The 24945-nt window shown below is 64.8% G+C and carries 27 protein-coding genes and 1 pseudogene; 7 read left to right on the forward strand and 21 right to left on the reverse strand.

Annotated features, from left to right (window positions below; translation table 11 throughout):
* Positions 1-83: 83 nt before the first annotated feature.
* From ACODRZ_RS15600 to ACODRZ_RS15625, 6 genes are all read right to left on the reverse strand, one after another.
* Positions 84-629 (reverse strand): NADPH-dependent FMN reductase, encoded by a 546-nt coding sequence (locus ACODRZ_RS15600; RefSeq protein WP_488971769.1) that lies wholly within the window; start codon positions 627-629, stop codon positions 84-86.
* Between the two features lie 113 nt (positions 630-742).
* The gene (locus ACODRZ_RS15605; RefSeq protein WP_488971768.1) at positions 743-1048 is read right to left on the reverse strand and encodes an usg protein; all 306 of its coding nucleotides are present in this window, start codon (positions 1046-1048) and stop codon (positions 743-745) included.
* Positions 1049-1178: 130 nt separating this feature from the next.
* On the reverse strand, positions 1179-1700 hold the full coding sequence (locus ACODRZ_RS15610; protein ID WP_488971767.1) for a nuclear transport factor 2 family protein: 522 nt from the start codon (positions 1698-1700) through the stop codon (positions 1179-1181).
* Positions 1701-1707: 7 nt separating this feature from the next.
* Entirely contained in the window at positions 1708-2574 is an 867-nt protein-coding gene (locus ACODRZ_RS15615; RefSeq protein WP_488971766.1) for an alpha/beta fold hydrolase, read from the reverse strand.
* A 6-nt stretch (positions 2575-2580) separates the two neighbouring features.
* Positions 2581-3537, reverse strand: a complete 957-nt coding sequence (locus ACODRZ_RS15620) for a TauD/TfdA dioxygenase family protein (protein ID WP_488971765.1) — start codon at positions 3535-3537, stop codon at positions 2581-2583.
* A 64-nt stretch (positions 3538-3601) separates the two neighbouring features.
* Positions 3602-4240 carry a YqaA family protein gene (locus ACODRZ_RS15625; RefSeq protein WP_488971764.1) on the reverse strand — a complete coding sequence of 213 codons (639 nt, stop codon included), beginning with the start codon at positions 4238-4240 and terminating at the stop codon, positions 3602-3604.
* A gap of 188 nt (positions 4241-4428) precedes the next feature.
* Between ACODRZ_RS15625 and ACODRZ_RS15630 the strand changes: the two genes are divergently transcribed.
* From ACODRZ_RS15630 to ACODRZ_RS15645, 4 genes and pseudogenes are all read left to right on the forward strand, one after another.
* Entirely contained in the window at positions 4429-4938 is a 510-nt protein-coding gene (locus ACODRZ_RS15630) for a hypothetical protein (protein WP_488971763.1), read from the forward strand.
* Positions 4931-5380, forward strand: a pseudogene (locus ACODRZ_RS15635) (terminase large subunit domain-containing protein); the annotation flags it as partial. The gene ACODRZ_RS15630 and the pseudogene ACODRZ_RS15635, both read left to right, overlap by 8 nt.
* Positions 5381-5420: 40 nt before the next feature.
* Positions 5421-5777, forward strand: coding sequence for a DUF2793 domain-containing protein (locus tag ACODRZ_RS15640; protein WP_488971762.1), 357 nt, complete (start codon positions 5421-5423; stop codon positions 5775-5777).
* A gap of 189 nt (positions 5778-5966) precedes the next feature.
* Positions 5967-6983 (forward strand): OmpA family protein, encoded by a 1017-nt coding sequence (locus ACODRZ_RS15645; RefSeq protein ID WP_488971761.1) that lies wholly within the window; start codon positions 5967-5969, stop codon positions 6981-6983.
* 164 nt (positions 6984-7147) lie between these two features.
* Here the strand turns inward: ACODRZ_RS15645 and queC are convergent, their stop codons facing one another.
* From queC to ACODRZ_RS15675, 6 genes are all read right to left on the reverse strand, one after another.
* Positions 7148-7855: a 7-cyano-7-deazaguanine synthase QueC gene (gene queC / locus ACODRZ_RS15650; protein ID WP_488971760.1), complete on the reverse strand. Its 708-nt coding sequence runs from the start codon at positions 7853-7855 to the stop codon at positions 7148-7150.
* Between the two features lie 82 nt (positions 7856-7937).
* The gene (locus tag ACODRZ_RS15655; protein ID WP_488971759.1) at positions 7938-8339 is read right to left on the reverse strand and encodes a DUF3617 domain-containing protein; all 402 of its coding nucleotides are present in this window, start codon (positions 8337-8339) and stop codon (positions 7938-7940) included.
* Between the two features lie 93 nt (positions 8340-8432).
* Positions 8433-9338, reverse strand: coding sequence for an Hsp33 family molecular chaperone HslO (gene hslO, locus ACODRZ_RS15660; RefSeq protein ID WP_488971758.1), 906 nt, complete (start codon positions 9336-9338; stop codon positions 8433-8435).
* Positions 9335-10258: an ornithine carbamoyltransferase gene (gene argF, locus ACODRZ_RS15665; RefSeq protein ID WP_488971757.1), complete on the reverse strand. Its 924-nt coding sequence runs from the start codon at positions 10256-10258 to the stop codon at positions 9335-9337. The genes hslO and argF overlap by 4 nt, the downstream gene beginning before the upstream one ends.
* Complete coding sequence (locus tag ACODRZ_RS15670) at positions 10258-11448, reverse strand: aspartate aminotransferase family protein (RefSeq protein ID WP_488971756.1); 1191 nt, start codon at positions 11446-11448, stop codon at positions 10258-10260. The genes argF and ACODRZ_RS15670 overlap by 1 nt, the downstream gene beginning before the upstream one ends.
* A gap of 177 nt (positions 11449-11625) precedes the next feature.
* A complete protein-coding gene (locus tag ACODRZ_RS15675) occupies positions 11626-12408 on the reverse strand; it encodes a cold-shock protein (protein WP_488971755.1) in 783 nt (260 codons plus the stop codon).
* Positions 12409-12693: 285 nt separating this feature from the next.
* On the opposite strand from ACODRZ_RS15675, the gene ACODRZ_RS15680 reads away from it, so the two are divergent.
* Positions 12694-13119: a protein tyrosine phosphatase family protein gene (locus tag ACODRZ_RS15680; protein WP_488971754.1), complete on the forward strand. Its 426-nt coding sequence runs from the start codon at positions 12694-12696 to the stop codon at positions 13117-13119.
* Between the two features lie 59 nt (positions 13120-13178).
* Here the strand turns inward: ACODRZ_RS15680 and ACODRZ_RS15685 are convergent, their stop codons facing one another.
* The 5 genes from ACODRZ_RS15685 to ACODRZ_RS15705 form a co-directional block, all read right to left on the reverse strand.
* A complete protein-coding gene (locus ACODRZ_RS15685) occupies positions 13179-13517 on the reverse strand; it encodes a P-II family nitrogen regulator (protein WP_488971753.1) in 339 nt (112 codons plus the stop codon).
* Between the two features lie 176 nt (positions 13518-13693).
* Complete coding sequence (locus tag ACODRZ_RS15690) at positions 13694-15004, reverse strand: ammonium transporter (RefSeq protein ID WP_488971752.1); 1311 nt, start codon at positions 15002-15004, stop codon at positions 13694-13696.
* Between the two features lie 14 nt (positions 15005-15018).
* On the reverse strand, positions 15019-15357 hold the full coding sequence (locus tag ACODRZ_RS15695) for a P-II family nitrogen regulator (protein WP_008832047.1): 339 nt from the start codon (positions 15355-15357) through the stop codon (positions 15019-15021).
* Between the two features lie 162 nt (positions 15358-15519).
* Positions 15520-16224 (reverse strand): endonuclease/exonuclease/phosphatase family protein, encoded by a 705-nt coding sequence (locus ACODRZ_RS15700; protein ID WP_488971751.1) that lies wholly within the window; start codon positions 16222-16224, stop codon positions 15520-15522.
* 99 nt (positions 16225-16323) lie between these two features.
* Positions 16324-17859, reverse strand: a complete 1536-nt coding sequence (locus ACODRZ_RS15705) for a peptide chain release factor 3 (RefSeq protein ID WP_488971750.1) — start codon at positions 17857-17859, stop codon at positions 16324-16326.
* A 167-nt stretch (positions 17860-18026) separates the two neighbouring features.
* On the opposite strand from ACODRZ_RS15705, the gene pgmG reads away from it, so the two are divergent.
* Both pgmG and ACODRZ_RS15715 read left to right on the forward strand, forming a co-directional pair.
* Entirely contained in the window at positions 18027-19463 is a 1437-nt protein-coding gene (gene pgmG, locus ACODRZ_RS15710; protein WP_488971749.1) for a phosphoglucomutase/phosphomannomutase PgmG, read from the forward strand.
* Positions 19464-19503: 40 nt separating this feature from the next.
* Complete coding sequence (locus tag ACODRZ_RS15715) at positions 19504-21981, forward strand: ligase-associated DNA damage response DEXH box helicase (protein WP_488971748.1); 2478 nt, start codon at positions 19504-19506, stop codon at positions 21979-21981.
* Positions 21982-22055: 74 nt separating this feature from the next.
* Here ACODRZ_RS15715 and ACODRZ_RS15720 read toward each other — a convergent pair whose 3' ends face one another.
* The 4 genes from ACODRZ_RS15720 to ACODRZ_RS15735 form a co-directional block, all read right to left on the reverse strand.
* Positions 22056-22490 (reverse strand): ExbD/TolR family protein, encoded by a 435-nt coding sequence (locus tag ACODRZ_RS15720; protein ID WP_488971747.1) that lies wholly within the window; start codon positions 22488-22490, stop codon positions 22056-22058.
* Positions 22491-22514: 24 nt separating this feature from the next.
* The gene (locus tag ACODRZ_RS15725; protein ID WP_488971746.1) at positions 22515-23045 is read right to left on the reverse strand and encodes an ExbD/TolR family protein; all 531 of its coding nucleotides are present in this window, start codon (positions 23043-23045) and stop codon (positions 22515-22517) included.
* A 136-nt stretch (positions 23046-23181) separates the two neighbouring features.
* On the reverse strand, positions 23182-23946 hold the full coding sequence (locus ACODRZ_RS15730) for a MotA/TolQ/ExbB proton channel family protein (RefSeq protein ID WP_488971745.1): 765 nt from the start codon (positions 23944-23946) through the stop codon (positions 23182-23184).
* An 80-nt stretch (positions 23947-24026) separates the two neighbouring features.
* Complete coding sequence (locus ACODRZ_RS15735; RefSeq protein ID WP_008829622.1) at positions 24027-24689, reverse strand: TonB family protein; 663 nt, start codon at positions 24687-24689, stop codon at positions 24027-24029.
* Positions 24690-24945 lie beyond the last annotated feature (256 nt).

Below are 24945 nucleotides of genomic sequence, written 5' to 3' on the forward strand. Positions count from 1 at the left end.
CCGGCCCATGTAATTCCGGCCTGTGCCCCTCCACCACTCTTCGAGTGGTCCCCCTCCCCGAGCAAGCTCGGGGAGGAACTACGTCAGCTATGGATGGCCACGTAGTTCAGGAAAGCCTTCATCCAGCGGCCGAGGAAATCGGCCGACTGCGCGCCCACGGTGCCGTCCTCGTTCAACAGCCCGTCCTTCCACTGCAGGAACGCCTCGGGCGCGCCGAGCGTCGGCATGTCGAGATAGGCCAGCACGTTGCGCAAGTGCTGCTGCGCCAGCGCCGTTCCGATCGCGCCCACCGACACGCCGATCACCCCCGCAGGCTTGCCCGCCCAGGCGCTCTGCCCATAAGGCCGCGAGGCATTGTCGATCGCGTTCTTGAGCACGCCCGGCATCGAGCGGTTGTATTCCGGCGTCACGAACATCACGCCGTCCGAACCCGAAACCAGCGCCTTCAGCGCCTTGACGCTCTCGGCCTGGTCGCCATCGTCATCCTGATCGTAGAGCGGCAGCGAGCCGATGTCGGCGAAGGTGAAGTCATGCCCCTCTGCGGCCGGCAGGCGGATCAGCGCCTCAGCCAGCTTGCGGTTGAAGGACTCGGTGCGAAGGCTGCCTACGACGACGACGATCTTGGACATGGCTGTCTCCTCTTTGCGGATGACGCCGGTTATCGGCGCGCAGCATGTCAGGAACAAGACCTTCCCGCGCCGGTTCCCTGCCACCCGTGTAGCGATGTCCCGGCAATGTCCCGTCAGTGGATCGAGATGATCCCGTCCACGGCCCGCCATTCCTGCGGCCCGATCAGGTGATTGTGCGCGATCCGCACCGAATGGAGCGGCCCTTCGATCTCTCGCGTCCAGTAGTCGAGGAAATCGCGCAGCACCGGGAAGCGCGGCGCCACGTCGTATTGCTGGAAAGCGAAAAGCTGCAGGAACCGGGGATGATCGGGCAGGAAATAGTGGATCTCGACAGTCGTGAGGCCATAGCCCTCAAGCTGCCTTAGAAAATCCGCTGACCCGCGGAAATCCGACGAAGCTCCAACCGGCCGACCAGCCATAGCCCTCCTTCCGGCACCGCTACCTTGCGGTGCAGCAATGGAAGGATGACACAACTGTTACGGCAGTCAAGCGGTTGTCGCGGGGCGGAAAATTCCGGAAATGAAACGAAAGGGGGAGCCGTTCCCACCGCTAACCCGGCCGACGTGGAACCGGTGGGCGGTGGTAGCTCACATCGCTGCAGTCGCGGCTGGCCTGGCTGGGCGCCTGCGGCGTGTAGGCACTGCCCGGCGGCGGCGCGAGCGCGGCCTTCGGAACGTCATAGGTGCCTTCGACGAGGGTGACCCGGTTGGCGATGCGCCATTCCCCGTCGCGCTTGCGGAAGTGATCGACGTAGCGACCGGTCGACATGAAGTTCGGCCCCTCGGCCGTCACGCCCGAGAAGTGATAGTAAGTCTCGCAGAACGCCTGGTCACCCTGCAGGTCGCAGACATGGTTGAGAATCGCGTGCTGCGTCGCCTCGAACATCAGCGTGGTGCCGTCGGCCCAGCGAATGAAGTCGTCGGGCGTGCCTACGAAATGGCCGTGATCCTCGATCGCATCGTCCCAGTAGCAGCTGCGCGCAAGCGCGTTGTCCAGCCGGTCGAGGCCGCGCGCGTACCGCAGCAGCACCTGATGGATGGCGTGGCGGTCGATCAGTTCCGAAAGGTCCATGGCCCGGTCAGCGCCCGAACCAGTCGAGGAGCATCGGCGCCAGCAGCGGCCAGCGCTCGAACCGGCCCCTGCGGGCGGCGAGGTCCTCCGGGAAGGTCGAGACGTAGTTCCACTCCTGGTCGCCCCAGGGTGGCTCCACCATCGTCGATGCCGGCAGCAGGCGATGAACCCATTCCGACGTCTCGCGCGTATGCGCCATGTCGCTGTGGCCCGAGCGGAACGTCAGCACCGGCATGGTCAACCGGGCGAAGTCCGCCTCGGCCATGCCCGGCACCGGCGAGGCGTCGGAATAGCCGAAGGCCTTGCCCCAGCGCTGCATGGTGGCGATGTAGGCATCGGCATCCTGCGCCAGCAGGATGTCGCGCAGCCGGGGATTGCGTGCGATCTGGTCGGCCCAGCTCGGAAGCTGCGCGACGGCCTCCATGCCGCCCTTGCTGGCGGCCGCGATCTGGTCTCCGCAATAGTACCATGCCAGGCCCGCCAGCCCCACCGGCCCGCCGCTGATCCACCAGATCGCCATGCGGCGAACGTTGGCCGCCATGCGCGCCGCCGCCATCAGCGTGATGCGCGAGCCCGCAGAGCCGCCCGCCAGCGTTACGTCCCTCAGTTCCAGCGCATCGACGAGGCCGACCAGCGCCTCGGCGTTCATCACCGATTCGCTGGGCGCGGTGAAGGCGATGTCGGACGCCCCGCAGCCGGGGCGGTCCCACAGGAGCACGCGGTAACCGCCCTCGGCCAGCTTCGCGCCCAGTTCGGGCACGCCTGCCGTGTCACGCGCGTAGCGGCCGCCGGGCGTCAGCACCAGCGGCGGCGCGCCTGCATCGCCGATCAGCTCGTAGTCCAGGGTCAGGCCATTAACATCGATCTTCGCCATGGCCGGTTATGCCATCGCATCGGCGGAAACGGCATCTCCCGGCGCCGTCTCCCAGCGACCGAGGCGATAGTCTCCCGCGATCGTGGTGCGATACATCAGCCGCTCCTCGTCGGGATCGTTGCCCGATACGCAGTGCAGCATCCGCAAGTTGTCCCAGATGACCATGTCATCCGGCCGCCACTTGTGCTGGTACGAAAAGCGCGTCCCCAGCCGGTTGATCTGCTGGCAGACCTCTTCCAGCAGGGCGTTGCCGCCGGCGGTCTCGTCACCGACGATGCCCTGCGCCATGTAGGCCGAGACGTGGAGCACCTTTTCGCCGGTGGGGCGGGTCCAGACCGCCGGATGGATCGCACGCGGCATCGCCGCCACCTGCTCCGCGAAGCCTTCAGGCATCGGCTTGGGCTCGATCATGCGATACTGGCCGGGGCAGCCGAACTTCAGGTCGTCGAACTGGGTCTCGAGGCGATAGGCGACTTCGGCGCCCTCGATCCGGCGGCGCAAGTCCTGCGGGAACTCGGCGTAGAGCGCCACTCCGTCGAGGAAGCCGGTGATGCCGCCCTCCTCCACCCGCTCGACCGAGCGCAGTACGCCCGCACGGTTGAGTTCGTCGTTGTAGCAGTGGTCGAAATGCCAGGGCAGCCAGTGCGAAACCTGCCGCCCGTCGACCTCGACGATACCCTTGCCGCGTCGGCTGCGGATCTCGATCACCCCCGGCAGGCGCGCCGAATCGACGCGGGACACGCCCTTGACCGGATGTTCCTTGAGCGGGCCGAAGCAGCCGGAGATCGCCAACTGCATCTCGTCGCTCTGCTCGACGTCCTCGAACACGATCATCCCGTGCCGGACGAACAGCGCGTCGATCCGGTCACGCAGCGCCTTGTCCTGCAGCGCGGCGAGCGTCAGACCACGGATGCGTATGCCGAAGGGCAGGTCTTCCTGCAGCGGACTGATACTGAACGACACGGCCTCTCTCCCGATCTGTTGTCGGGAGGGAGGCTAGGTCGGCCGCATCGCCGAGGCAAAGCGCTCAGACGGTTTTTGCCGCCACAGCCGAGGCGCACTTCTCATTGGTCTGCTTCGAGCCGCCGCCAAGCAGCGACACGGCAAGGAATCCGGCAATGATCAGGACCACGAAGCCCACCGTCACCTTGCCCAGGTGCTTGTCGATCACCGCCTTGATCGGCGCGCCGAACAGGCGGAACAGCACGCCCACGATCATGAAGCTGATCGAGCGCGAGACGATCGAGGCACCCACGAACACCAGCAGGTTCATGCCGATGAAGCCCGCCGTGATCGTCAGCAGCTTGAAGGGGATCGGCGTGGCGCCCTTCACGATGATGATCTCGGCCCCGTAGTCGCGCAAATAGCAGGCAGCCTTGGGGAAGCTCTCCGACAAGTGCAGCGCGCGAAGCAACGCCTCGCCGAAAGCAGCATAGGCGAAGTGGCCGATCGCGTAGCCGAGCAGTCCGCCCGCCACCGAGGCGAGCGTCGCGATGGCGGCGTAGCGAATCGCCTTCTTCGGCTCGGCCAGGCACATCAGGCCCAGCAGCGGATGCGGCGGCACCGGGAAGAAGCTTGCCTCCATGAAGGCGAACGCCGCCAGCCACCAGCCCGCGTGGCGGTGCGAGGCCTTGGCCATGGTCCATTCGTAGAGGCCGCGCAGCATTTCCAGATTCCCCCGCTTAGGTCGCGCCCTGATTAGGGACGACGCTGCAGTGCGGCAAGCGCGAAACAAAAACCCATTTGGTTATTTTGTCTTGACTTCCTTACGCCAGATTGGTACATATCAGGAACACCGCCGATGCAAGGTCGCTTTCGCCGACCTGCCCGCCTCTCCAGTACAGGATCCCCCACATGGTCGAGCCGAAGCAGGCTTCGCCCGGCGCCAGGTCGCGCCGTCCGCGAACCAAGATCCGTCCGTCCCTGAAGAAACAGGAAGAAGGCGAGATTCCGCAGCACTGGCGCACGTACTTCCTTGCGGCGCTGGCCGAAACGTCCAACGTCACCGCCGCGGCCGCCATTGCCGAAGTCCACCCCGCGCGGGCCTACAAGGTGCGCCGGGTGGAGCAGGAGTTCGCCCGCAAGTGGCAGACCGCGCTGCTCGAAGGCTACCAGAACCTCGAACTCGAAGTGCTCCACCGCCTGCGCTTCGGCGAGGCCAAGGACGGCGCGGTCAAGTTCGACAACGCCAACGCCCTGCGCCTGCTCGGCCTCCACCGCGAGAACGTGGCCCGCGAACGCGCCATGCGCGAAAACGAGGACGTCGCGGTCGTGCGCGCCGCCATCGACGCCAAGCTGGAACAGCTGCGCCGCCAGGTCCTCGCCCGCCGCAACGCGGAAATGAAGGACGCTGCCGATGGCTGACCATGACTGGCTGCGCGACGCTACCCCGACCGAGATCGAAAGCCATCTCGACGCCCTCGAACCCGAGGAACGCCGCGAATGGAACTGGCACTGGCGGCTCTGGGCGCGCCCCGGGCAGCTTCCCCCGGCCGGAGACTGGCGCGTGTGGCTGGTCATGGCCGGGCGCGGTTTCGGCAAGACCCGCTGCGGCGCCGAATGGGCATCCGCCATCGCCGAGGCCGAGCCCTCCGCACGCATCGCCCTCGTCGCCGCCAACCTCACCGAAGCGCGTACCGTGATGGTCGAGGGCGAGAGCGGGTTGCTCAACGTCGGTGCGCCATGGCGGCGTCCGGTGTTCGAACCCTCGCTGCGCCGCCTTACATGGCCGAACGGCGCGCAGGCCACGCTCTACTCCGCCGCCGAGCCCGAATCGCTGCGCGGTCCCCAACACAGCCACGCATTCCGGGCAAGCGCAGAAGGAGCTGTTCGTCAACGAAGCGCTTATGCTGAGTGATGCATTGATGCACTGCCTGGTGTGCGGCGAAGCGAGTTCGCCCCCGGAAAATCCCTTAGAAAACGACGCCTGGATCGTCGGTGCCGATGCCTCCGGCGATTGGTCGGGGCGGGACGGTGCCATTGCCCTGTCTCGCGGCTCCGGCTGGGCCTTCGTCATCCCCCGCGACGGCCTGCGCGTATTCGATGCCTCACGCGGCGCCGAGATGCTGTTTTTTGGTTTGTGGAGAAAAGCTTCGCTCCCGGTGGAACCACTTGGAGGGACGAGTGTTGATGGGGAGGCTCGGACCGCGATCAACGATCTGGTCTCGGCTCTCCAGGCCTTGGGTATTCTGCCTTCGGCTTGACGGGTGCAAGGAAACAGGGGTTTCAGGGGTGTTGCAGATTCTGGATAGTGAGGGCGCAACGACCTCCCAAGCTCCCGCAAACGCGACATATTTGCAACAGTCGCGCTTAATGTGCGCTTGCACACGTAAAGCCAAGGGGTTAGACACTCTCGCACTCGGTGGCTCCAAATCTCTTTGTAGGGGAAACGTATGAGGAAACTCGTCCTTGGACTGGCGCTGGCTTCGACCGCCTTCGCCACTCCCGCGCTCGCGCGCGACAAGTCGTGGTATCTCGAACTCGACTTCGGCGGCATGATCGTCGAAGACGCTGACACTGTCGTCGACGGTGACAGCACCACGATCGACTTCAAGAAGGGCTTCGACGGCGGCGCGACGCTCGGTTACGACTTCGGCCCGTTCCGTCTCGAAACCGAAGCCAGCTATCGCCAGGCCGCGATCAAGAACTCGGGCGGCGCTGATGCCAGCAACCTGTCGTTCATGGTCAACGGCCTTCTGGACTTCGGTCCGGACGACGGCCTGCAGGGCTTCGTCGGCGGCGGCGCCGGTGTCGCTCGCGTCCACGCGGACGTGATCGACGATTCGGACAGCGGCTTCGCATGGCAGGCGATCGCGGGCATCCGTGCTCCGCTCAGCTCGCACTGGGATGTGGGTCTGAAGTACCGCTTCATGAACGTGTCGAACGTCGACCTCGTCGGCCCGGCCGGCGAGAACATCAGCACCCGCTGGCGTTCGCACTCGCTGCTCGGCACCCTGGCGTACAACTTCGGCGGACAGGAAGCTGCTCCCCCGCCGCCCCCGCCGCCCCCGCCGCCGCCCCCGCCGCCGCCTCCTCCGCCCCCGCCGCCGGCTCCGGTCTGCAACAAGGGTCCGTACATCGTGTTCTTCGACTGGGATAAGTCGGACATCACGCCGGAAGCGTCGACCATTCTCGACAGCGCCGTCAGCGCTTACGCGAACTGCGACAGCGTGCCGATCATGCTGGCCGGCTACACCGACCGTTCGGGTACGCCGAAGTACAACATGGGCCTGTCGGAGCGTCGTAACGCTTCGGTCCGTGCGTACCTGACCAGCCACGGCATCCCCGACGGCTCGATCTCGAGCCAGGCGTTCGGTGAAGCCAACCCGCGCGTTCCGACTGCGGACGGCGTGCGCGAGCTGCAGAACCGTCGCGTCGAGATCACTTACGGTCCGGGTTCGGGCATGTAAGCGACCGGCAACGGTACAAGATCGGGGGGTCGGAGCAATCCGGCCCCCTTTTCTTTTATCCTCATGTCAAGGCAATGGCGGACCGGAACGGTAACGGGCACAAAAGGAAAGCCCGGTGAGATCGCTCACCGGGCTTTCCTTTTGTGCATTGCCTGGATCGACGATCAGGCCGCGTAAGGCGTCGGATCGTTAAGGCCCGCTTCCTCGAAGCCGCCTTTGCGCAGACGGCAACTGTCGCACAGCCCGCAGGCGCGACCAGCAGGCTGCGGATCGTAGCAAGACCAGCTCATGCCCGGATCGAGACCAAGGCGGTCCGCCTCGCGGGCGATATCGGCCTTGCTCATCAACTGCAGCGGGGCGTGAATACGCAGTTTCTGCCCCTCGTCCCCGGCCTTGGTCGCCAGCGCGGCGATGTTCTCGAAGGCAGAGATGAACTCCGGCCGGCAATCGGGATAGCCCGAGTAGTCCAGCGCATTGACGCCGATGAAGATGTCGTTGGCGCCGATCGCCTCGGCCCATGCCAGCGTCAGCGACAGGAACACCAGGTTGCGCGCTGGCACATACGTCACTGGAATGTCCGTACCGACCCCATCCTTGGGCACTGCTATGTCATCGGTCAGGGCCGATCCGCCAAAGCGCCTCAGGTCGAGCGGCAGCACGACATGGCGCTGCGCACCGATGACGCGGGCGATCTCGGCAGCAGCGTCCAGTTCACGCCGGTGCCGCTGGTTGTAGTCGATGGTCAGCGCGTTGACGGCGAAGCCACGTTCGCGTGCAATACCGGCGGAAACCATGGAATCGAGGCCGCCGGACAGGAGCACCACGGCTTGCGGACCGATCGAAGCCGACGGAGGGGATGTCTCTTCATTCATCATGTCCCGCTACGCCCCTTGCGCCGCGACGACAACGATCAAATGAGCGGTCCCCGGCCCCCGATCTCGTCCGTCCGGCCCCTCAGCCGCGACATTCGCCCGTTCGGCGCCCTTCAGCCGAAAACGCGAAAGGCAGCCCATTGACGATGCCCTGGCTGTCTATCTGCACGAGCCCGTCCGTCTCACGACGGATCTGGGTACGCCCGTAGCCTTGCCCGCGGCAGGTGTACTGCACCGTCACCTGATCAGCCTGGTCATCGACCACGACGGTACTGCACGGCACGCCCGGGTGCCGCAGCTGGATCAGCCGACGCCCGCTATCCAGGCAGATATTGCGAACCGGCCCGCCGCGTTCGCGCAATTCCCAGCCGCCGTGCGCCAGTTCATCAAGCATGCCGAGCGACTGCTTCTGCGCATAGGCGGGCAAGGCAGCCGCCAGGCAGGCGCCCAGACCAAGAACCGCAAGAAAAGACCTAGAAAACATTCCGTCGCACCCTGAAAACGTCCCGCCGCACACAACATCGGCAGGGGCGCCCCGGAATTCAAGTCGCGCATCGGCATGGCGAAAATATGACGTTCACGCCGGGACGCGCAGAACCTTCGAACAGAACGCGCAGTCGACCGGGATGTGCCCATCATCGTCGCGCATGTCCTCAAGCTGATCCTCGGGAAACTTCGATAGGATCGACATATAGTGCTCTACGGTGCAGCGGCAGCCGCGGCTCAACGGCAGCAGCGGTTCGACGCGCACTTCGCTTTCCTCGTGGAACAGGCGCCACGCCAGCTGCTCCAGAGTGAGCACCGGATCGACCAGTTCGGAGGACTGCACCGTCCCGGCAAGGATAGCAACATGCTCCCAGTCCGGATGGTCCTCCTTGACGTGAAGGCGCTCACGCCCCTCCTCGCCATCGGGGAAGTGCTGCACGAGGATACCGCCCGCCACGCATCGCGGCCCGTTCGAGCGCACGGCGATGCGGATCAGCGTGGGTAGCTGCTCCGACTGCGCGAAATAGCTCTCGCAGGCGTGCGCCAGCGATTCCCCTTCCAGCGGCACGATGCCCTGGTAACGCTCGCCACTGGTGGCCAGATCGAAAGTGATCGCAAGATAACCCTTGCCGAACATCGTCTCGAGCGAGCAGTCTTCCTCCAGCGCCCCGGCCATTTCGGGGTCGTGGCGCAGGTAACCGCGCAGTTCACCGTTGCGATAGTCGCATACCAGAAGATCCACCGCGCCGCCCTCGGCCTGCGCCTGGAAGGTCAGCTGCGCGTTCTCCTCCTTGAGCAGCGAGCCCATCAGCGCCGTCAGGACCAGCGCTTCGGCCAGCACGTGCTTGACCACCCCGGGGTAGTCATGTGCCGACAGCACCGTCTCCAGCACGGGACCAAGCCGGACCATGCGCCCGCGCACGTGGCGCGCGGACACGGTGAAGCCCAGTACCCGGTCGAAGCCGGTGTCGTCGCGCAGCAGGTCCTCGTCGTTCACAGCTTGCCCAATGCCCAGAGCAAGACCGACTTCTGGGCGTGGATGCGGTTCTCCGCCTCGTCCCAGACAGCCGACTGCGGGCCGTCCATGACCTCGTCCGTGACTTCCTCGTTGCGGTGCGCCGGCAGGCAGTGAAGGAAGGTCGCCTCGGGACGCGCGGCGGCCATCAGCGCCGCGTTGACCTGATAGGGCTGCATCGCCGCCACGTGCTGCTCACCGCCGGCCTGACCCATCGAGACCCAGGTATCGGTGACCACGACCTGCGCGCCCGCTACCGCTTCCTGCGGGTCGTTGGTCAGGATGACCTCGCCCCCGGCAGCGTGGCACCGCGCGATGAACCCGGCGTCCGGTTCGTAACCCGCCGGACCGCCGATGCGGATCGTGAACTTCATCAGCCCCGCCGCCTCGATCAGCGAGTTGGCGACGTTGTTGCCGTCACCCAGCCATGCCAGCTGCAGGCCCGGAAGCGCGTGCCCGTGCTCGACGATCGTCAGCAGGTCGGCAACGATCTGGCAAGGGTGCGACAGGTCGGTCAGGCCGTTGATGACAGGGACGTCGGCGTAGTGGGCGAGTTCCTCGATCTTGGCGTGATCGTCGGTACGGATCATGATCGCGTCGACCATGCGGCTGAGCACCCGCGCCGTGTCGGCGATCGACTCGCCCCGCCCAATCTGGGTCGAGCCGGCCTCCAGGATCAGCGCGGAGCCGCCGAGTTGGCGCATAGCCATGTCGAACGAGACGCGCGTGCGGGTGGAGTTCTTCTCGAAGATCATCGCGAGCGTGTGCCCCGCGAGCGGTGCATCGGCGTCGGCACGGCCTTTCGGCCATGCCTTGCGCGCCGTCTTCCGGTCGATCGCATCGTTGATCATGGCGGCGATCGTGTCGCCGCCTGCATCGGAAAGACTCAGGAAATCCCTCATCACGCGGTCTCTTCGGTCTTGTAGCTCGCCGCAGCGGCGGAAAGCTTTTCCATGAATTCGTCGATGTGGCTGTCGTCGATGACGAGCGGCGGCAGTACGCGCACCACGTTGTCGCCCGCCGAAACGGTCAGCAGTCCGTGGTTGTCGCGCGCGTGCGCGACGAAAGCGCGCGGCTCGACCTTCATCTTGAGGCCGATGAACAGACCACGCCCGCGCACCAGCTCGAAGAGATCGGGATAATTGCCGATGAACTGCTCCAGGCGGGCCTTGATCCGCTCACCCTTGGCGCGCACGTCGGCGAGGAACGCCTCGTCGGGAACGACGTCGAGGATCGCGCCGATGGCGGCCATCGCGAACGGGTTGCCGCCATACGTCGAGCCATGCGTGCCCGCGACCATGCCGCGCGCCGCTTTCTCGGTGGCGAGGCAGGCGCCGACGGGGAAACCGCCGCCGATGCCCTTGGCGGTCGCCATGATGTCCGGCTCGATGCCGTACTGCTCGTAGGCATAGAAGGTGCCGGCGCGGCCGACGCCGCTCTGCACTTCGTCGAGGATGAGCATCAGGTCATGCTCGTCGCACAGCGCGCGCAGGCCCTGCATGAACTCGTCGGTGGCGATGCGGATCCCGCCTTCGCCCTGGATCGGCTCGACCATGAAGCCCGCCGTGTTCGGGCCGATGGCGGCCTTGGCGGCCTCCAGGTCGTTGAACTCGACGTACTTGAAGCCGGGCAGCAGGGGCAGGAAGCCCTTGTGCATCTTCTCCTGGCTGGAGGCGCTGATCGTTGCCATCGTGCGGCCGTGGAAAGCCTGGTTGAAGGTGATCAGCTCATACTTCTGGTCGTTGCCGACCGACTGGTGATAGGCGCGCGCGGTCTTCATCGCGCACTCGACCGCCTCGGCGCCGGAATTGGTGAAGAACACTGTGTCGGCGAACGTCAGGTCGACGAGCCGCTTGGCGATCGCCTCACCCTGCGGGCTGCCGTAGAGGTTGGAGACGTGCATAAGCGTCTCGGCCTGCTTCTGGATGGCGCCGATCAGGCCCGCGTGCGAGTGGCCGAGCACGTTCACAGCGATACCGCTGGCGAAGTCCAGGAATCGACGACCGTCCTCGCTGATGAGATGGCAGTGCTCGCCGCGAACGGGACGCACGCCGCACCGGGGATATACGGGCATCAGCGGGGTAATGGACATGTCGGTATTCCTTGCAGAATCGAGCCCCTGGACGAGGGCCGTAGAGAAATCTCGCTTTGAAGATCGCAAACGACAAATGGCGGCCCTACCGGACCGCCATTTGCGCGCGTTTAGATGTTTGCAGTCTCCGGGTCAAACGTCCTTAAGGAGTTCTGGCCGGGAGGAGTGCAGGCAGGATCAACCCTGACGCGGCTGCAGGTTGACCGCCGAGTACTTGCCTCGTCGATCGACCTCGATGTCGAACTCAACCTGGTCGCCCTCGTTGAGGCCGGACATGCCCGAACGCTCAACCGCACTGATGTGCACGAATGCGTCCGGCTGACCGTCATCACGGGTGATGAAGCCGAAGCCCTTCATGGAGTTGAAGAACTTGACCGTGCCGGTTGCCTTCTCGCCGGTGAGCTGGCGCTGCGGCGCCGGCTCGCGCTTGGCGACGGGGATCACGTCGCCAACGACCACGAGGTCGGTCGCCGAGATCTTGCCGCCACGATCGACGAGCTGGAATTCAAGCTGCTGGCCTTCAGCCAGGCCTTCAAGGCCGGCGCGCTCGACCGAGCTGATGTGCACGAACACATCGTCGCCACCTTCGTCGCGCTGGATGAAGCCGAAGCCCTTCGCTGCGTTGAAGAACTTGACGACGCCCTTGCCCTGGCCGACGACCTGTGCGGGCATGCCGCCGCCGCCACGGCCGCCGAAGCCGCCGCCACCGCCGAAGCCGCCGCCACGGTTGCCACCGCCGAAGCCGCCACCACCGCCGCCGAAGCCGCCGCGATCACCACCGCCGCCGAAGCCGCCGCCACCGCCGAAACGGTCACCGCCACCGAAGCCGCCGCCGCCGAAACCGCCGCGATCACCGCCGCCGAAGCGATCTCCGCCACCAGCGTAGAACGGATCGAACTCGTCTTCTCCGCCCCGCTTATTGTCGCGTCCCCTTCCGCGACGACCTCTATCAAAACCCATGTCTACTAGCGTACCTTCGCTGCGCCCCAGAAGTATTCGTCAGGCGGGCGGACGATCCACGCCAAACGTCAGGCGAGCGGCCGGGCAAAGCCCGACCCTCTCCTGCGAACATGACTCTTACACGACTCAAAACGGGTTGGCGAACGGAAATGCGAGGTCTTTGCAGTGCTTCGCGACGAATTAGCCGATTTTTAGCGACGAATGGGCTTGCCTCGCGGGCGTGAAGCGTCTTGAAGGCCGCTTGCCCATGGCTTTCCGGCCACTCGATTACGGGAGAATGCGCAGATGTTCCGCCAGATTACCGAGACCGTCTTCGCAAGCCCGCAGATCGACGTCGACATGATCGCCGAAGCCAGGGCGCTGGGCATCGTGCGAATCGTCAACAATCGCCCCGAGGGCGAGAGCGAGGACCAGACGCCAGGCGACGCGATCGAAGCCGCCGCCCGCGCTGCGGGCATCGACTATGTGGCGATTCCCGTGACTCACGCCGGTTTCAGCCAGGCACAGGTCGATGCGATGGAGCAGGCGCTCGACGTCGAGGGGCCGGTTCTGGCCTATTGCCGCTCGGGCACGCGCTCGACGCTGCTGTGGGCGCTGGCCCGCGCCAAGGCGGGCGACAGCCCGGCCGTGATTGCCTCCAAAGCGGCCGCCGCCGGCTACGACGTCAGCCCGGTTCGCCAACTGATAGAGATGCTCTCCGCCGGCCGTTGAGCCGATACTTCGACAGAGTCCATCGCTCGAAATGGCGGCTCGGGGTGCGCGGCCAGAGGCTATAGCGCGTCGTCACCCTGCTCGCCGGTGCGGATTCGCACGACGCGGTCAAGCGTAAACACGAAGATCTTGCCGTCGCCGATCTCGTCGTTGTTGGCGTGCACCCGCACGATCTCGACGACGCGCGGCGCCATCTCATCGGTGACAGCGATTTCCAGCCGCAGCTTGGGCAACATGCTCGAGGCATATTCAGCGCCTCGATAGACTTCGGTCTGCCCTTTCTGGCGGCCGAAACCGCTGACCTCGGAAACGGTCAGGCCCGAAACGCCGGATGCGGCCAGTGCCTCCTTCACTTCGGTGAACTTGAACGGCTTTATGATGGCCGTGACGTATTTCATGCCCGTTCCCCCTATGCCGCCCGCCGCAGCAGCATCCCACACATCACGCGCATAAAAAAGGGGCCGGAGCGGCTGGCTCCGGCCCTTTGAAGGTTGTGTTCGCAGGAGGAACATCGGTTGGCGACGACGGGAGGGAGGAGAGGAGGAAGTTCCCGCCGCCGCCAAACTGGAGATTCTTAGTTGTAGGCGCGCTCGCCATGCTCGCCGATGTCGAGGCCGTCGGCTTCGACTTCGGGAGTGACGCGCAGGCCGGTGACTGCCTTGGCGATGAAGATCGCGATCACGGTGCCGATGGTGGCGAGCACCACGGTAGCGAGAACCGCCTCGATCTGAATCACCAACTGCGTGCCGATGACGAAGTCCGGCTTGCCGGGACCGCCGAGCGACGGAGCATAGACGATGCCGGTGCCGATGGCGCCGACGATGCCGCCGATGCCGTGGACGCCGAATGCGTCGAGCGCGTCGTCATAGCCGAGCATCGGCTTGAGCTTGCTGACCGCGAAGAAGCAGATGATCGAAGCCACGGCGCCCAGCACGATCGCGCCGAACGGGCCGGAGTTGCCGGCAGCCGGAGTGACCGCGACGAGACCGGCGACGACGCCCGAGCAGAAGCCCAGGGCCGAACCCTTGTGACCCGCGAGACGCTCTGCGAGCATCCAGAACAGGCCGGCCGAGGCGGTGGCGACGAACGTGTTGATCATGGCGAGCGAAGCCGCGCCGTTCGCCGAGAGAGCCGAACCGGCGTTGAAGCCGAACCAGCCCACCCACAGCAGGCCGGTGCCGACGAACGTCAGCGTCAGCGAGTGCGGCGGCATCGGCTCGCTCGGGAAGCCCTTGCGCTTGCCGAGGATGATCGCGGCGACCAGCGCCGAGACACCGGCGTTGATGTGGACCACGGTGCCGCCCGCGTAGTCGAGCGCGCCGAGGCCGAAGAAGTAGCCGGTCGGTGCCCAGACCATGTGCGCGATCGGGAAGTACACGATCGTCAGCCAGACGACCGCGAAGACCATGACCGCCGAGAACTTGATACGCTCGACCGTGGAACCCAGGACCAGCGCGACGGTGATCGCGGCGAAAGTCATCTGGAAGCAGGCGAAGACGTATTCGGGAATGGTGCCCGAAACCGAATCGGGGGTGACGCCCTTGAGGAACGCCTTGCCGAAGCCCGCCACGAAGGCGTTGCCGCCCTCACCGAAGGCCATCGAATAGCCGTACATGACCCAGATGAGCATGGCGAGCGAAGCCGCCGCACCGATCTGCGTCATCGTCGACAGCATGTTCTTCGAGCGGGTCAGGCCGCCGTAGAACAGCGCGAGGCCGGGCAGGATCATCAGGAAGACGAGCAGGGTCGACGTGAGCATCCAGGCGGTGTCGCCCTTGTCGATGGTCGGCGTCGCATCCTGCGCGAAGGCGGCGGTGGAAACGGCCAGCGACGTCAGCGTCGCGCCGATGCCCCCCGAAACCTTGGCGATAAGCTTGCGGTTCATCATGAAAGCTCCCCTCAGAGCGCGGTGTCGCCTGCCTCGCCGGTGCGGATGCGCACGGCCGAAGCGAGGTCCAGGACGAAGATCTTGCCATCACCGATGGCCTCGGTGCTCGCGACCTGCTGGATCGTCTCGACGATCTTGGGCGCCAGATCGTCAGGCGCGGCGACCTCGATCTTCACCTTGGGCAGCATGTTCGTCGAGTATTCGGCGCCGCGGTAGATCTCCGTCTGACCCTTCTGGCGACCAAAGCCCTTCACTTCCGAGACGGTCATGCCCGCGACGCCGATACCCCCAAGGGCCTCGCGAACCTCGTCCAGCTTGAAGGGCTTGATGATGGCGATGATGAACTTCATGCCTATCCCCTGTTAGCCACCGGCCCCAGCGCCGGCTAACAAGTTACTAAGCAAGGGTCGTGCCAGTTTACCAACAAGCAAGAATCGGTGGTGATTCAGCAGGTGGATAAACCGAAGATCGCGCGGGAAGCACGCAACGTCGCCCGATTCATGAGCAGTTGCCTAAAATTTAGGCAACACAAGTGAGGCACAGACCGGCAGATGGTCCGAGCCTATGGCGGACAACGGGCTGTGGTGCACGTTGGTTCCCAGCACTTCCCACTCGGCGGAGACAATGATCCGGTCGAGCAGCGCCATGGGCCGACGCGAGGGAAAGCTGCGCCCCGGAGCGAGGACCTGCCAGCTCCGGTCGAACTCGCGCAGGCAGCCGCCACGCTGCGCCCATTCGTTGAGGTCGCCCATCATCACCGTGGGCACACGCTCGGAACAATCGGCGCAGTGGGACAGCACCGAGCGGACCTGGTGCCGCCGCCGGATACCTGACAGGTCGAGGTGCATACCCACCACGCGCATGCGCCGTCCCTCGACCATGAGATCGGCCCGCACCGCGCCGCGCGGCTCCAGCACCGGCAGGGGAACCGGCGACGCCTCGACGAGATCGATGCCCTTGCGCACGAGGATCGCGTTGCCGTGCCAGCCGAGGCTGTCGGGCTTCATCGACATGGGGACGGCAACGTAGTCGGTCGCGGCATGGATCGCTTCGAGCGGCAGCACCGCCATCCGGCGGCCATAGCGGCGATCGACTTCCTGCAGGGCAATGACGTCGGCGTCGATTTCCTTGAGCACGGTCAGGATGCGTTCGGGATCGCGTCGCCGGTCGAGACCAACGGCCTTGTGGATGTTGTAGCTGGCGAACTTTATCTGCAACGAACGGCTCCGACGGGTGACCGTCTTAGCAATCCGCCGGAGCCGCGTCAGGTTCCTTCATGTGCCATTGTGGTGTCGTTGAGTGCCGCTGTGTGCCGCTCAGCGTTCCTTGGTCGCGCTGAACGTCAGGTCGGGATTGCGTTCCTGCTGATAGCCCACGTCCCAGGCGGAGCGGGCCATGAACACCGGGTCGCCGTCGCGATCGCGGGCGAGGTTCATCTTGTTGAATTCCCCGAAGTCGCGCAGCGCCTTGTCGTCGCCCTTCAGCCAGCGCGCAGTGTCGAACGGGGAGCCTTCCAGCACCGCCTCGACCTTGTACTCGGCCTCGAGGCGGCTGATCAGCACGTCGAGCTGCAGTTGTCCGACGACGCCGACGATCCATTGCGAGCCGATCTCCGGGTAGAAAACCTGGATCACGCCCTCTTCGGACAAGTCGTCGAGCGCCTTGCGAAGCTGCTTGGTCTTCGTTGGATCCTTCAGTGCCACCCGCCGCAGGATTTCCGGGGCGAAGTTGGGCAGCCCGACGAAGCGCACGTCGTTCTTTTCCGACAAAGTGTCACCCACGCGCAGGGTGCCGTGGTTGGGAATTCCGATGATGTCGCCGGGCTCGGCATTGTCCGCGATCTCGCGGTCCTGCGCGAAGAAGAGGATCGGCGAGTGCACCGCGATCGGCTTGCCAAGGCCCGAGGGCGTCAGCTTCATGCCCCGCTTGAAGGTGCCCGAGACGAGGCGCATGAACGCGATGCGGTCACGGTGCATCGGGTCCATGTTGGCCTGCACCTTGAAGATGAAGCCGGTGACTTCCTTGTTGTCCGGCTCGATCTTGCCCTGGTCCGAAGGCTGCGGACGCGGCGGCGGAGCGTGGCGCGAGATCGCGTCGATCAGTTCCATAACGCCGAAGTTCTTGAGCGCCGAGCCGAAATATACAGGCGTCAGGTCGCCTGCACGATAGGCCTCTACGTCGAACTCGGGATAGCCCGCCTGCGCCAGTTCCAGTTCCTCTGCTACGGCCGACGGCAGCGCGGCACCCTGGTCGATCTTGCCGAGGAATTCCTTCGATGGGCCTTCGGGGCGACTGATGCCGCCGCTGGCGATGTCGAGGATACCCTCGAACACGCCGCCCATGCCGACCGGCCAGGACATCGGGCACACGTCGAGCGCCAGCATGTCGGCCACTTCGTCCAGCAGGTCGAAGCAGGCACGGCCTTCGCGGTCGACCTTGTTGATGAAGGTGATGATCGGCACCGAGCGCAGGCGGCAGACCTCGAACAGCTTGCGGGTCTGCGGCTCGATGCCCTTTGCCGCGTCGATCACCATGATCGCCGAATCGACCGCCGTGAGCGTGCGGTAGGTGTCTTCCGAAAAGTCCTCGTGACCCGGCGTATCGAGCAGGTTGAACGTGATGCCGTCGCGCTCGAAGGTCATGACCGAACTGGTCACGGAAATGCCGCGCTGCTGCTCGATCTTCATCCAGTCCGACCGCGCGCGCCGCGCGGCACCGCGCGCCTTGACCTGCCCCGCGAGGTGAATTGCGCCGCCCTGCAGCAGCAGCTTCTCGGTCAGCGTGGTCTTGCCCGCGTCAGGGTGCGAGATGATCGCGAAAGTGCGGCGGGACTGGTGAGGCGCGGTGTTCATCGGCGCGCTTTAGTTGCCTGGGGCCGAGAAGGAAAGTCCCGGCGCCATGACATCGATCTGATGACACCGCCTTCCGACAACGCCGATGATGGTTGGCCGGTATCCACTATCCGCTAAGGATGAACATGACTGCGGCGTCATGGTTTGCCCAAGGACAAGAGCGAGAAATGACCAAGCCTAGGCCACCCCTAGATCATCGGTTCGATCCGAGCATACTGCGCGAATACGACATCCGCGGAATATATGGCAAAACGCTCTTCGATACGGATGCATATGCACTGGGCCGCGCCTTCGGGGCCGTCCTGGGCAATACGGGCGCCATTGCCGTGGGACGCGACGGTCGTTTGAGTTCGCCCGCTCTCGAGGCCGCGCTGGTCGAAGGTCTTGCCGATGCCGGAGTGAACGTCATCCGCGTCGGCCTCGGCCCGACACCGATGCTCTATTTCGCCGAAGCCTCAATTCCAGAGGTGAACGGCGGCATTCAGGTAACTGGCAGCCACAATCCCGCCGATCACAACGGCTTCAAGCTGGTATTTGCGGGGGCGCCGTTCTTCGGGCCTGACATCATCCGGATCGGAGGCATGGTCGCCACGGACAATTGCCCGCGTGCAGAGCTTCGGGGCAGAATCGAGAACCGTGATGTTCTCCCAACCTACATCAGCCGACTGCTCGAAGGGTTGGTCGGGTGCGATGGGCGCGCGCTTGATCGACTGCGGATCGGATGGGATGCGGGCAACGGAGCGGCGGGGCCTGCGCTGGAAGGTTTGCTGTCGCAATTGCCGGGCGAACATCATCTGCTTTTCTCCGAAGTGGACGGACGGTTCCCCAATCACCACCCGGACCCAACGATCGACGCCAATCTCGCAGACTTGCGGGAATTGGTCGCGCGGAAGAACCTCGACTTCGGACTAGCTTTCGATGGCGATGCTGATCGAATCGGCGTTGTCGACGGTCTTGGGCGCGTGGTGAACGCAGACAGACTGCTGCTCATCTTCGCGCGCGACCTGCTGCACCGCCACCCCGGCGCAGGCGTGATCGCCGACGTAAAAGCATCTCGCACGATCTTCGACGGTGTGCGTGCCATGAATGGTCGGGTCGAGATGGCCCCTGCAGGGCACTCGCACATCAAGGCTCGGATGAAGCAAACCGGCGCCTTGCTGGGCGGCGAAACCAGCGGCCACTTCTTCTTTGCTGACGACTGGTTTGGCTTTGACGACGGGCTCTATGCGGCCATCCGTACAATTGTGGCTTCTATCCGCATTGGATCGAGCATAACCGCGCTTCGCGACACGACGCCGGCGCTGATCGACACTCCGGAACTGCGCTTCCCTGTTGATGATTCACGCAAGTTCGCGGTCATCGAGGACGTGGTGCAGAGGCTGAGCGAGGCGGGAGTCCAGGTCGAGCTGATCGATGGCGTGCGTGTCGATACCCCGGATGGCTGGTGGCTGCTGCGCGCATCGAACACTCAGGCAGCCCTGACCGCACGGGCCGAAAGCGATACGTCTGAAGGTCTTCAGCGCCTGCTGGCGCAGATCGACGATGAGCTTGCAGCCTCAGGGCTTCCCCGGATGACGGCGGAACAGCTTCAACGAAAGCCGTGAAACTGCATCCGCTGCGGTGCTTTTACTCCATGGTGCCGATATGCTCTTCGATATGCCCGCGATAGCGACACCCGCCGGAGAAATACCGCCAGAGATCTCCGGGTGGTTCGATTCGCGCGGCTGGCGTGTCCGCAGCCATCAGCAGGCGATGCTCGCCGCCGCGGACAGAGGAAAGCACGCGCTGCTCGTGGCGGATACCGGTGCAGGCAAGACGCTCTCCGGCTTCCTGCCTACGCTGGCCGCTTTCTGCGCGTCGCGGCTCGGCTCAGGCAAACCGGCCGAGGGCCTGCACACGCTCTACGTTTCCCCGCTCAAGGCGCTGGCCACCGACGTCCAGCGCAATCTGCTCGCCCCCGTCGAGGAAATGGGGCTGCCGATCCGCATTGAAACGCGCAGCGGTGATACGCCGTCGGATCGCAAGGCCCGGCAACGCGCCCGGCCGCCGCATATCCTGCTGACTACGCCCGAATCGCTGTCGCTGCTGCTCAGCTATCCGGAGGCGCCCGACCTTTTCGCCGGCCTCCAACGCATTGTCGTCGACGAGGTTCATGCTTTCGCGACCGGCAAGCGCGGCGACCTGCTCGCATTGGCGCTCACGCGGTTGCAGGCGATAGCGCCAGGCCTCCAGCGTGCCGCGCTGTCCGCCACTCTCGCCGATCCCGACGAATACCGCGGCTGGCTGGCTCCATGGGGCGACATCGATAGTGTCGAACTGGTCGAGGGCGAGCCGGGCGCCGAACCCCAGGTCGAGATCCTCATCCCCCGCGAGGAGCGAATTCCATGGAGCGGCCATGCGGCAACCTGGGCGATACCTCAACTGATCGAACAGATCAGGGCGCACCGCACGACGCTCGTCTTCACCAACACGCGCTTCCTCGCCGAGTACATCTTCCAGGAGTTGTGGGACGCCAACGAAGACAACCTGCCGATCGGCATTCATCACGGCTCGCTTTCACGCGAGGCGCGCCGCAAGGTTGAGGCGGCCATGGCCGACGGCAAACTGCGTGCGCTGGTCTGCACCGCCAGCCTCGATCTGGGCATCGACTGGGGCGACATCGACCTCGTCGTGCAGATGGGCGCTCCCAAGGGGTCATCGCGCCTGCTGCAGCGAATAGGCCGCGCCAACCACCGGCTCGACAGTCCCAGCGAGGCAGTGCTGGTTCCCGGCAATCGCTTCGAGTTCCTCGAAGCCTTTGCCGCACAGCAGGCGGTGCGCGAAGGGCAGCGCGACGGCGACGCCTTCCGCCCGGGCGGCCTGGACGTACTCGCCCAGCATGTGATGGCGATAGCGTGCGCCGGACCGTTCCGCGAAGAAGCCCTGCTGAGCGAGATTCGCTCCTCGCTCAGTTATGCCTGGGTAGACGAGGCGGTCTTCCGTCGCGTGCTGGAATTCGTCGCGACCGGCGGATACGCGCTGCGCTCTTACGACCGCTTCCGCCGCATCGTGCGCGAGAAGGACGGGACATGGCGCCTCACCCACCCCGAGCATGCTGCGCGCCATCGCCTCAACGCCGGAATCATCGTCGATGCCGAGATGCTCGACGTGCGCTTCCGGAACGGGCGCTCGCTCGGCAAGGTCGAGGAAGGCTTCGGGGCAAGCCTCGAGCCCGGAGACACGTTCCGCTTTGCGGGAATGGACCTCGAGGTCGAATCGCTCAAGGACCTGGAACTGGTCGTGCGGGCAGCGAAGCGCTCGGCGACGATCCCGAGCTATATGGGCCAGCGCATGCCGATCTCGACACACCTCGCCGACCGTGTACGCGCGATGCTTTCGGACCGGGCCGGATGGGCGCGGTTCCCGGACGACGTGCGCGAGTGGCTGGAAGTGCAGGACTGGCGATCGCACCTGCCCGCGCCCGGACGGCTGCTGGTCGAAAGCTTCCCCCATCGGCAGCTCGCCTATACGAGCTATTATACGTTCGAAGGCTGGAACGCGAACCAGTCGCTGGGCATGCTGATCACGCGGCGCATGGAGGACCGGGGACTTGGGCCGCTGGGGTTCGTAGCCACCGACTATACCCTGGTGGTCTGGGGTCTGAAGGCCGTAGACGATCCGGCCGCGCTGCTTTCTCCCGATATCCTGACGCACGAATTCGTCGATTGGGTCCAGCAATCCTACCTGCTGCGCCGCGCTTTCCGCGAGGTGGCGGTTATTTCCGGGCTTGTCGAGCGGCAGCAACCGGGCAAGCGGAAGTCCGGGCGGCAGGTCACGTTCTCGACCGATCTCATCTACGACGTGCTGCGCAAGTACGAGCCCGACCATCTGCTGATCGAGGCTGCCTGGGCCGACGCCCGGGCACGGATGACCGACGTGGCGCGCGTGGCCGACGTGCTCGACCGCGCAGCCCGCGAGATCGACCATGTGAGACTTGACCGGATCAGTCCGCTTTCGGTGCCCGCACTTTCGATGATCGGACGGGAGAGCCTGCCGTCCGGCGCAGCCGACGATGACCTGTTGCTCGAGGCTGAAAGCCTGGCATCGGTCGCGATGCGCATGGATCCTGCCGACGAGGATTGAAGGCACAACAAAAAGGGGCGGATCGCTCCGCCCCTTTGGGTGCCCCTTGCGGGACCAGTCTGTGACCTCGCGGCTTACTTGCCGAAAGTCGCGAACTGTTCGTTGCCGACGAAGCCGAACTTCGTGACCTGCGAAGCCTTGATGACCTCGAGAACCTGTGCCGACAGCTCATAGCTGGCTTCCGGCTCGGGCTGGAACTGAAGTTCCGGCTCGGGGGTCATGCGGGTCGTGGCTTCGAGCGTCTGGACCAGACGCCCCTGGTCGATCTGGGTTCCGTTCCACATGATCTTGCTGTCCTGAGTCAGCACGATCTTGTTCTTCACCGGATCGATCGGAGGCGGAGTGTCCGTCGGAGGGGTCGCGACGGGCAGATCGATGTCGATCGAGTGCGTCGCAACCGGGATGGACATGATGAACATGATGAGGAGGCAGAGCATGACGTCGATCAACGGCGTCGTGTTCATCTCCATCATCGGCGAGCCATCTTCCTTGCCGCCTGACATTGCCATGAGATGTTACTCCTGTTCCGCGCGTCAGTTCGGATCGATCGGGTTGGTGATGAAACCAACCGTCGGATAACCCGAGATCTGGACGTTGTAGATCGCACCGGCAACGCAGCGCCAAGGCGCTTCGACGTCACCGCGAATGTGGACCTGCGGGATGAGATCCGGATTCGCCATGAGAGCCTGCGGGCCACCTTCGCGCTTCACGATCGCGTCGAGACGCTTGAAGGCCTGGTCACGCAGTTCCTCGGAAGTCACCGGAGTCACGTTGTTGATGTAAATGCGGCATTCACCGCCACGGTTCGCACCCTGGAAACCGGGTTCGCCCGCGCTCTTGCCCGAAGCGTCGGTGGTCGAGACGGTAAGGAGGAGGTTCTCCACCTTGTCCTTCGACTCCTGAGCTACGATGACGGGAATGCGCAGCTTCTCGATCGTCTGGATCGCGACCGGGACCGCGATCAGGAAGATGATGAGCAGCACCAACATGACGTCGACGAGCGGCGTCGTGTTGATGTCGGACATCGGTGTCTCTGCACCGCCTCCGCCCGTGGATATCGCCATAGTCTTATCCTAATCCTTGCGTTGCCTGGGGGCCTGCGGCGACTTCTCGCATGCTTCGAGCCGCCGCGTTTTCCTGACCCCGACGGGGGCGGATCACGTCACGTGCGTGAGGCGATCCGCTTGGGTCCCCGTGCTCTTACGGCTTGGCGGGAGCAGCGGCCGGCTTGGCGGGAGCCGGAGCAGCCTTGGCAGCGACAGCGACGGTCGGCTTGATGGCGCCCTTCGAGTTGATGTTCGCGAGAACGTCGTTCGAGAAGCCGGTCAGCAGTTCGGCGATGCGCTTGTTGCGAGCCTGCAGGTAGTTGTAGGCAAGCACGGCCGGAACGGCGACGAGCAGACCGAGCGCGGTCATGATCAGAGCTTCACCGACCGGACCCGCGACCTTGTCGATCGAAGCCGAACCGGCGAGACCGATCGCGATCAGAGCGCGGTAGATGCCGACGACGGTACCGAACAGACCGATGAACGGCGAGGTCGCACCGACGGTGGCGAGGAAGGGCAGGCCGCCGGCGAGGCGAGCGTTGATGGTCGCTTCCGAACGAGCGAGCGAGCCATGCAGCCAGTCGTGTGCTTCGAGCGAGTCGGTCATCTTGGCGTGCTGGTCTTCAGCGGCGATGCCGTCTTCGACGAGCTGACGCCACGCGCTGTTCTTCTCGAGCTTGGCAGCGCCTTCACGCAGGGTCGGAGCCTTCCAGAAGGTCGTGCGGATCGTGTTGAACTGACGCAGGATCTTCGACTGTTCGAACCACTTGGTGAACAGGATGTAGAACGAACCGAAGGACATGATGCCCAGGATGATCACGGTCGCGTAAGCGATGAAACCGCCCTGCTCGAGCGCTTCGGCGAAGCCGAACTTGTTCTGCGGCGCGCCCGCGGCGGCAAGGATGTCAACGATAAGCATGCGAGTTACCTCTCAAGAAGAATGCAGGATGTGATCGGAGCGGTCGAATTACCCAATGACCCGAACCGATCCCTTGGAGATTAGTTGAGCTTGTACACGATCGCGGTCGAGTACGACGACGAGATCGGGTTGCCGTCCGCGTCGAGCGCCGGGTCGAAGCGCGCATAGCGCTGCATACCGTCGCACGCGGCCTCATCCAGATCCGGGCTGCCGCTCGAAGCGGAAACGGAGCAGGCCGAAACCTTGCCGTCGCCACCGACAGTCACGCGAACGCCGACGCGGCCTTCGCGCTCTTCACGAGCAGCGCGGGTCGGGTAGTTCGACTGAATGCGGGCGGCCCAGCTGCCCTGGCCCTTCGGCTTGACGCCACGAGCCTTCGACGGACCGGGCGGCGGCGGCGGCGGAGCCGGCGGCGGCGCTGCGGTCTGGATCACCACCGGCGGAGCCGGGGGCGGGGTGATCACAGTCTGCACCGGCGGCGGAGCCGGGGCGATGTTGATCGGCGGCGGCGGCGCCACGATAGGCGGCGGCGGCGTATCTTCCTTCGGAGGAGGCGGCGGCGGCTCTTCCTCCTTGGGCTTCTCTTCCTTGATATCCACAGTGGTCACCTTGTTGATGACCTTCTTCGCCGCCTCATAGGCCAAGCCGGTGACGAGCGCATAGCCGACGAAGACATGGATCAAGGCGACAATGACAAGAGCAACAACCTTGTTGGTGCTCATCTGCTGGTCAGCGTAAGCCATTCAGACGCATCACTCCATTACCAAGCCCCGGACAGAGGTTCCCGGAAGAACATGCCCAAGGGCGCCCATGGACTCCCCCCCGGAAAGAGGGAACCCATGACGAAACTCCAAATTACCCACCCTGACGGCTAACAGTCTGCCCATCCGACGACAATACGAAACGGGAGGCGAACCGAGGAGCTTTTGCTGTTTTTGCCCCATTTTGCAGGCTTCTTAACGACGAAGCCCACCCCACGCAACGCCTTATCGGCCCGAC

The sequence above is a fragment of the Novosphingobium sp. FG90 genome (assembly GCF_057808725.1).